General features: G+C 66.2%; 1 protein-coding gene. It reads right to left on the bottom strand.

Going from position 1 to position 506, the window contains the following annotated elements:
• Positions 1–481, bottom strand: a 481-nt coding sequence (locus JCM25156_RS20165; protein WP_407637149.1) for a type II secretion system F family protein, incomplete at its 3' end; no start/stop codon positions are given.
• Between the last annotated feature and the right edge of the window lie 25 nt (positions 482–506).

Below are 506 nucleotides of genomic sequence, written 5' to 3' on the forward strand. Positions count from 1 at the left end.
GCGCGGTGTCGGTCGCACGCCCCACGGCCTGCCGCACGGCGTGATTGCCGATCACGTCATGCACGATCGCCAGCGCGGCCAGCAGGGGCACGCCATTCATCAGCAGCGTGCCCAGCGTGCGGGTAAAATGGGCGGCGGTGATTTCACGCGCCAGTGTTCCCATAACCGGCAGCCGCAGCCACATCCGGTCCGCCCATAAACGTGGCCCCCGCCGTTTGAGCAGAAACCGCGCCAGCACAACCATGCACACCACCCCGCCCAGCAGCGGCGGGCCATCATGTTCCAGCCAGTTCCCCATCGCGATCAGCATCCTGGTCGAACGCGGCAGGGTTGCATTGTTTTCGGCGAACAGGGGCACGAACTGGGGCAGCACCTGTGTCAGCAGCAGCACGACCGAACCGATGGCGGCCAGCATCAGCATGGCGGGATAGATCATGGCGGACTGGATGGTCGCGACCAGAGCGCGCTCGCGTTCCATCATGCCCGCCAGATGGTCCAGCGTGGCG

The sequence above is a fragment of the Komagataeibacter kakiaceti JCM 25156 genome, assembly GCF_000613305.1.